This window comes from Nocardia farcinica (assembly GCF_029867845.1).
In the GTDB taxonomy this organism is placed as follows: Bacteria; Actinomycetota; Actinomycetes; order Mycobacteriales; family Mycobacteriaceae; genus Nocardia; species Nocardia farcinica_A.
Window position 1 is genome coordinate 1 of sequence record NZ_JARWRU010000273.1, and the last position, 7,421, is coordinate 7,421.

Sequence of the window (7,421 nt, forward strand, 5' to 3'; positions counted from 1 at the left end):
GACGAAAGGCCCCGGAAGCGCGCTTCCGGGGCCTTTCGTCTGCCCGAGACCGGAATTCGCACACCGTTTCGTGATCTTGTGACCGTTTGAATCCGGTGGGCGACGGTATTACCGAAGTCGGTTGCCGGTGGTTGCCCGATCCCGCCGGACCGGTATTCGCTCGCGGATTTCTCGCCGAAAACGGCGGACGGTTGGACGGTGCACTGCGCGGAATTCGTTGTCGCGTAATCCGGCTGCCATCCGTCGGAAAGTTGCCGAGGGTCGCGCGTCGATTGCCCTGCGGTTACGGGGATGTCGTCGCCGCGTCATTCTATCGTGTTGTGCCACATATGAATACGTTCTGTGAAAAATGCATTCTTCACTCTCGTCCCCGCGCTTGCGCGGTGATTTGCCAGTAGAATCCCAGGCAATGTGAGAGGTGGTCCGAGCATGGTCGAACGAGACATTCCCGGAGCCCCGGCGTCCACCGCGACACCGGCCAGCACGCCTGCCCTTCGGGCCGCGGACCGATTGCGGCGGGTCCTGCCGCCCGGCTACGAGGTGCGGGTCGACGACGCGCCCGCCGACCCCGCTCTCCATCCGCTGCCGATGCGCGGAAGTGAACCGGTCATCCGGGTGCTCGTCACCGCCGATCGCGCCGGCGAGTGAGGTAGCCGCGCACCGTACTGCCGCGCACCGGTACTGCCGCGCACCGGTACTGCCGCGCACCGGTACTGCCGCGCACCGAACTGCCGCCGTCCCCTCGGCGGGAACGGCGGCAGCGGATCCGTCGGCGCCGGGCGTCTAGCCGGTCCAGCCCATCGGCATGAGCAGCGACTTCTGCTCGCAGAAGGCGTCGAGGCCCTCGGGGCCGTTCTCGCGGCCGAGGCCGGAGCTCTTGTAGCCGCCGAACGGCGAGGTCGGGTCGAAGGCGTACCAGTTGATCGCGTAGGTGCCGGTGCGCACCCGCGCGGCGATCCGCGCGCCGTGCTCGATGTCGGCGGTCCAGACCGAGCCCGCGAGGCCGTAGGCCGAGTCGTTGGCGATGTCGACCGCCTCGTCCTCGCCGCCGTAGGGGATGACCGACAGGACCGGGCCGAAGATCTCCTCCTGCGCGATGGTCGACTTGTTGACCACATCGGCGATGATGGTCGGCTCCACGTACCAGCCGCGGGCGTGGCCCCGGGCCTGCCGCCGCCGAGCACCAGGCGCGCGCCCTCGGCCTTGCCCTTGGCGATGTAGCCCTCCACGCGCTCGCGCTGGCGCTCGGAGATCAGCGGGCCGAAGGTCGTCGCCGGATCGGCCGGGTCACCGGTGGTGAGTGTGCGCACGTGCTCGACCAGCGCGTCGGTGATCTCGTCGTAGCGACTGCGCGGCACGAGGACGCGGGTCTGGGCCACGCAGCCCTGGCCGCTGTTCATCAGGCCGGAGAACGCGAGCACCGGGATGTTGTTCACGTCGAAGTCCTCGAGCAGGATGGCCGCGGACTTGCCGCCGAGCTCGAGGGAGACGCTCTTGAGTTGCTCGCCCGCGATGGCGGCGATGCGGCGGCCCACCGGGGTGCTGCCGGTGAAGGTCACCTTGTCCACGCCGGGATGGCCGATCAGGTACTCGGCGACGTCGGCCTCGGCGGGCAGCACCGAGATCACGCCCTCCGGCACACCGGCTTCGGTGAAGATGTCGGCGACGATATTGGCGCTCAGCGGTGTCAAGGGGGCGGGCTTGAGCACGATCGTGCAACCGGCCAGCAAGGCGGGCGCCAGCTTGTTCACCGCGAGGAACAGCGGCACGTTCCAGGCGGTGACCGCGGCGACCACGCCGAGCGGCTCGCGGCTGACCCTGGTGGTGCCGAACGAGCCGGTGCGCGTCTCCTGCCACCCGAAGGTGCCTGCGAGGTTCGCGTAGGTGTCGAGAGTGGCGGTGGCGGGAAGCTGGTTGAGGGTGGTCGCGGCCAGCATGGTCGCGCCCGCCTCGGCGGTCAGGGCCGCGACCAGGTCGCCGGATCGCTGTTCGATCAGGCGGGCGGCCCTGGTCAGGACCTCGGCGCGCTCGGCGGGCGGGGTGGACGGCCACGGCCCGTGGTCGAAGGCGTGGCGGGCGGCGGCGACCGCGGCGTCGACGTCGGCGCGGGTCACGACGGGGACGCTGCCCACCGGTTCGACCGTGGCCGGTGAGATGACCTGGAGGCGTTCGGAGCCGGCCGGTGCGGTCCAGCGGCCACCGATGAACAAGCTGTCGTAGTGCATGAGAACACGTTACAGTTTTGCCCCGGCTATGTCTGTAACCTGTTGCAGTTTCGTTCGGCTCACACCCTCTGACCTGCACGAATTCCAACCTGTCGGTTCTCTTTTCGCGAGAACGCACTATTGCGAAAGGTTGCCCGGGGGTGGATGCTGTAGCTACTCATAAGCTGGGGAGGACAGGTTATGGCGTTGCATGTGATCGGCAGATCGCTGATGACCAGCGATCAGACCGAGCATCAGGCGAAGAGTGTCGGCGCCGGAGGGTGGGTCGTCTCCTTCCTGCCGGGTCGCACCCTGACCCTGGAACAGGCCACGGCCGCCATGCAGGCCGCCGAAGCGGTCGCGACGGTGGATCAGCTGGCGAGCCGGGTCGGTCTGACGACACTGGAGACGGTGGGCCTGGCGATGCGCGAATCGCCCTGGGCCACAAGGGCGCCCGCGCCACGGCGGTCGATGCGCCGACTCGGCTCAGTGCGGCTTCGTCGCTACGACGACCAGATTGCTCACCAATAGCTCTCGGACGACGGGCACCCGGACCAGCCACCACGCCCAGTGCGGGTGATAGCGCGGGAAGGTCGCGTGCACCTGGGCGGGGGTCCTGGCGGCCCAGCGCAGCCCGTCGGCGGCGCCCACCGCGAACAGTGAGGTGCCGAAGCGGTTCTTGGGTTCCTTGCCGTGCTTGCGGCGGTAGCGCCGAGCGGCGTACTCGCCGCCGAGGTAGTGCCACGGGCCGGTCTCGTGGCCGCCGAAGGGCCCCCACCACAGGGTGTAGGAGAGCACGATCAGCCCGCCGGGGCGGGTCACCCGCACCATCTCGTCGGCCATCGCCCACGGCTCGGGCACGTGTTCGGCGACATTGGAGGAAAAGCAGATGTCGACGGCATCGTCGCGGAAGGGCAGTGCCATGCCGGAACCGCGCACCGCCGCAGGCACGCTCAGTCCCGCCGCGTGCATCTCCGAGGGGTCGGGTTCGACGGGAATGTAACGCGCTCCGGCGCGGGCGAATTCGTCGGCGAAGTAGCCGGGGCCGCCGCCCACGTCCAGGACGGTCGCTCCCGTCAGGTCGCCGCCGGTCAGATCGGCGTAGAAGTCGGCGAGCATGGCGGCGCTGTCGGCGGCGATGCCGCCGTAGAAGAGCGCGGGGTCGCTCTGTTCGAAACGGAAGCTGCCGAGCAGGCGCAGTGCTCGGCGCAGGGTCGCCCGGCGGGCGAAGCGCGCGCGGGCCGCCCGCGGCGTCACCACGATCGGTGACCGTTGTCTCTCGGCAATCGGCACGCGCCGAGTTTTCCACAAGCGCGCACCGGCGCTCGCGCGCGCCCGCGGGCGGACCCGGCAGCCGCGCGCAACCGGGTCCGCCCGGTCGATCAGCCGACGCCGCTGCTGGCGCCCGAGCCGGTGGAGGCGGAGGTGCCGAGCAGGGTGAGCAGCGCGCCCAGCAGGCCGTCGATCTCGATACCGGAACCGGAATCGGCGCCGCCGCCGGTCCTGGTCATCGTTTTCCTCATTCACTACTCCTCATCGTGCGGACCGGTCCACGTAGTCGACCGGCCGCCCCCAGAAATCGGGGGTGTTTCGGAGGCTAACGAGCCGAACTGTGAAATGGAAGCATTTCAGAGAAATTCGATGCTCTGATTTCCGACCTTTCACAGACCCGGCGCCGCGCACTTCGGGTCTGCGCCGTCCCGGGGGCCCATCGGGTTAGGGTGTAGCCCGATGTCCGAGTGCCCACTGGGCCCGAATCCTGAGAGAAGCTCCACCGTGCGCGAAGTCCTCCTGCTCTGCTGGCGCGACTCCGGGCACCCGCAGGGCGGCGGCAGCGAACGCTATCTGGAACAGGTGGGCGCTCAGCTCGCCGCCCGGGGTGTCAAGGTCACTTTGCGCACCGCCCGGTACCCGGGCGCGGCCCGTCGTGAACGGATCGACGGCATCGACATCAGCCGCGGCGGCGGCCGTTACACCGTCTACCCGCGCGCCCTGGCGGCCATCCTGCTCGGCCGGATCGGTCTCGGACCGCTGCGCGGCGTGCGCCCCGACGCGGTGATCGACACCCAGAACGGCATCCCCTTCTTCGCCACCCTCGCCGCCGGCGCGCCCTCGGTGGTGCTGGTGCACCACGGCCACCGGGAACAGTGGCCGGTCGCGGGCGCGCTGATCGGCCGGATCGGCTGGTGGATCGAGTCGCGACTGTCACCACGCGTGCACCGCGACAACCAGTACCTGACCGTCTCACTGCCCTCGGCCGAGGAACTGGCGGTGCTCGGCGTCGAACGCGAGCGCATCGCCGTGGTGCGCAATGGCGCCGAACCGGTGCCCGAGGGCGCGCCGACCGGCTCGGCCGCCACCCGCTCGCCCGAGCCGCGCGCGGTGGTGCTGTCGCGACTGGTGCCGCACAAGCAGATCGAGGACGCGCTGATCGCCGTCGCCCGCCTGCGCGAGCGCATCGCCGGGTTGCGGCTGGACGTGATCGGCGGCGGCTGGTGGGAGGAGAACCTGCGCGCCACCGCCCACGAACTCGGCATCGACGACATCGTCACCTTCCACGGTCACGTGGACGAGATCCGCAAGCACGAACTGCTCGCCCGCTCCTGGGTGCACCTGATGCCCTCGCGCAAGGAGGGCTGGGGCCTGGCGGTGATCGAGGCGGGCCAGCACGGCGTGCCCACCGTGGGGTACCGCAGCTCGCGCGGCCTGACCGATTCCATCGTCGACGGCGTGACCGGCATGCTCGTCGACGACGTCGCCCAGCTCACCGAAGCCGCGGGCGAACTGCTCGTCGACGCGCCCGCCCGCACCGTCATGGGCGAGAAGGCGCGCGCCAGGGCGCAGGAGTTCTCCTGGGAGCAGACCGGGAACGGGGCCTACGAGGTGCTCGCCGCGGTGGCCAGGGGGGAGCGGGTGTCCGGGCTCGTCGCCGGACCCGCCGAGGACTGATCGCTCACACGCCTGGTTCCGGCGACCGCCTGCCCCGGCGCGTCCGCGCCCAGCCCGCCACGGCCGCCCCGCCCACCAGCACGCTCACCCACACGCCGTGCGCGGCCCACGCCCACCCGCGCCGCGCGGGCGAGGCCGAGTACTCCGCCGCGGCCACCGCCTCGGCCGAGGGGCCGTCCGCGGGGGCGGGCACCCGGTACAGCGCCAGATCGTCGTCGGCGTAGACCCGCTCCAGCTCGGCCAGCGTGCGCGCCGACTCCCCGAGCGGCCCCGGGCTGGTGCGCTCCACCAGCACCCAGCCGACCCCGCGCGCGGCCAGCTCGCGCGCGGGCGCACCGTCGAGCAGCAGCCGCTCCACCCGCACCGCCCGCGTCCCCTCGCCCGCGACCGTGCGTCCCCGCACCCGCAGCTCCCCGGTCTGCAACACGTCGGCGGGCAGCATCCTCGGCGCCGGGTCGAGCACCGGCGCGGTCCCGCTGTCCGGGAACTTGCGGAACATCCCGCCCGGCAGCACCGCCACGTCGGCGGGCCCGCGCACCTCGGCGGCCACCCGTTCCCAGCCCGCCGGATAGCGCACCGCCCGCATCTGCCCGCCCACGCCCCAGGCCAGATCCAGCAGCGGAACCACCACCGCCGCCACGAACGCGACGCCGACCAGCCCGGCCCCCACCCCGGCCCGCCGCACCCGCGCTGCCACCACCAGGCACCCCGCCGCCGCGCACAGCGCGTAGCCGGGCACCGCCAGCGCGACGTACTTCTGGGTGTCGCGCAGCAGGCCGGCGCCGGGCACCCCGGACAGCAGCGCCTCCATCACGGCGATGCCCCACGGGGTCGCCGCGAGCGCGGGCAGTGCCACCGCCGCGGCGGCCGTCCACAGCAGCGACCGGCGGATCGACCGCGCGGGATCCGCGTCGGCGGCCTCGACGCCGGCGTGACCGAGATCCACCGCCCCGGACGGCGCCCGGGGGGCGGTGCGGGTCGCGCGCACGCCGGTCGCGACCACGGCGAGCAGGGCGATGGTGCCGACGGCGGCGAGCAGGGTGGTCCGCGAGGCCGGGACGGCGTCGGCGTTCCAGATGCCGCCGAGGCCGGCGAGGCTGCCGAGGGTGCCCAGACGGGGTTCGGCCCTGGCGGCGAACGCGCTCGCGCCTGCCGGGTCGGAGGGATCGGCGCCCCCGCCGGACAGGGCGGTGGCCACCAGCCACGGCGCCGACGCGACAGCGGTCAGGGCGAGAGTGGCGGGGACGCGGCGGACGCCGATGGTCACGACGGCGACCAGGGCAGCCAGCAGCGCGCCGGTGGGGGTGAGGCCGGCGACGGCCAGGCAGGCGGCGAGGGCGGCCCAGTGGCCGATGCCGTCCATCCGCGCCCCGCCGCGGCCGGCGGCGGCACGGATGCGGTGGGCGGCCCAGACGGTCCAGGGGAGGGCAGCGTAGCCGGTGAGCAGACTCCAATGGCCCTGCAGCAGGCGCTCGGCCACGTACGGGTTCCACAGGGTCACCGTCACCGCCACCAGCTGAGCGGCCAGGGGAACGGCGCCGGGGGTGAGCGTCGTGCGGGACAGCAGGGCGCGGACCAGCAGGGCCGAGCCGAAACCCGCCGCCCACAGCGCGAGCACCAGGATCGCCTTCACCGCGAGCCCGCCGTCGATCACCGTGGCGACGGTGGCGAGCAGGGCGTCCTGCGGGACCGCCCGAGGCGCGGCATCGCCGAGGCCGAGCGCCGAGTCCGTGGGGTACGAACGCGGCGTGCTCACCGCGTCGCGCAGCAGCAGGTAGCCGGGCCCGAGCAGCGGGCCCCCGATCAGCAGGGTCAGTGCCGCGCTGTATCCGCCCGCCACGAGCAGCTGTCCGCGCTCCCGCCGCCTCGTGCCCTCGTCCACGCGGCCACCCTACGGACCCGGCGCACCGGACGGTCCGCCACCCGCGCCTGCGCCGAGTCCCGCTGCCGAGGGCCGCTGACCCGGACACCGGACCCGGGGTGCGACGATGGGCCCATGTCCGTCACGCGCCGTCCCCTGCTCGTGGCGGACATGACTCTGGTGACGGCCGGCGCCATGACCGCCAATGTCGCCGGGTACCTGCTGCAACTACTGGCGGGCCGCTGGCTCGGCGTCAACGGCTACAGCGAGTTCGCCAGCCTGCTCGCCGTGCAGTTGCTGTGCGCGGTGCCCGCGCTGGCGTTGCAGAACGTGGTCGCCCGCGAGTTCGTGCGCGGCGCGCCCGTCGCCGCCCTGCGCGCCCAGCAAAGGCGCTGCGCGGCCATCGT

6 protein-coding genes and 2 pseudogenes are annotated in these 7,421 nt (G+C 72.5%); 4 read left to right on the forward strand and 4 right to left on the reverse strand.

Annotated features, from left to right (window positions below; all coding sequences use genetic code 11):
- Positions 1-429: 429 nt before the first annotated feature.
- Positions 430-648, forward strand: a complete 219-nt coding sequence (locus QH283_RS05625; RefSeq protein ID WP_280501950.1) for a hypothetical protein — start codon at positions 430-432, stop codon at positions 646-648.
- Between the two features lie 135 nt (positions 649-783).
- Here the strand turns inward: QH283_RS05625 and QH283_RS05630 are convergent.
- A pseudogene (locus QH283_RS05630) lies at positions 784-2,225 on the reverse strand (aldehyde dehydrogenase).
- A 180-nt stretch (positions 2,226-2,405) separates the two neighbouring features.
- Here QH283_RS05630 and QH283_RS05635 point away from each other — a divergent pair.
- Positions 2,406-2,735, forward strand: coding sequence for a hypothetical protein (locus QH283_RS05635; RefSeq protein WP_280501951.1), 330 nt, complete (start codon positions 2,406-2,408; stop codon positions 2,733-2,735).
- On the opposite strand, the gene QH283_RS05640 is transcribed toward QH283_RS05635, so the two are convergent.
- Positions 2,691-3,491 (reverse strand): class I SAM-dependent methyltransferase, encoded by an 801-nt coding sequence (locus QH283_RS05640; RefSeq protein WP_280501954.1) that lies wholly within the window; start codon positions 3,489-3,491, stop codon positions 2,691-2,693. The two genes, QH283_RS05635 and QH283_RS05640, sit on opposite strands and share 45 nt — an antisense overlap.
- A 95-nt stretch (positions 3,492-3,586) precedes the next feature.
- Positions 3,587-3,727 carry a hypothetical protein gene (locus QH283_RS05645; protein ID WP_280501952.1) on the reverse strand — a complete coding sequence of 47 codons (141 nt, stop codon included), beginning with the start codon at positions 3,725-3,727 and terminating at the stop codon, positions 3,587-3,589.
- Between the two features lie 253 nt (positions 3,728-3,980).
- Between QH283_RS05645 and QH283_RS05650 the strand changes: the two genes are divergently transcribed.
- The gene (locus QH283_RS05650; protein WP_280501953.1) at positions 3,981-5,153 is read left to right on the forward strand and encodes a glycosyltransferase family 4 protein; all 1,173 of its coding nucleotides are present in this window, start codon (positions 3,981-3,983) and stop codon (positions 5,151-5,153) included.
- Between the two features lie 4 nt (positions 5,154-5,157).
- Here QH283_RS05650 and QH283_RS05655 read toward each other — a convergent pair whose 3' ends face one another.
- Positions 5,158-7,035, reverse strand: coding sequence for a hypothetical protein (locus tag QH283_RS05655; RefSeq protein WP_432420667.1), 1,878 nt, complete (start codon positions 7,033-7,035; stop codon positions 5,158-5,160).
- Between the two features lie 114 nt (positions 7,036-7,149).
- Here QH283_RS05655 and QH283_RS05660 point away from each other — a divergent pair.
- Positions 7,150-7,421 (forward strand): annotated as a pseudogene (locus tag QH283_RS05660) (polysaccharide biosynthesis protein); the annotation flags it as partial.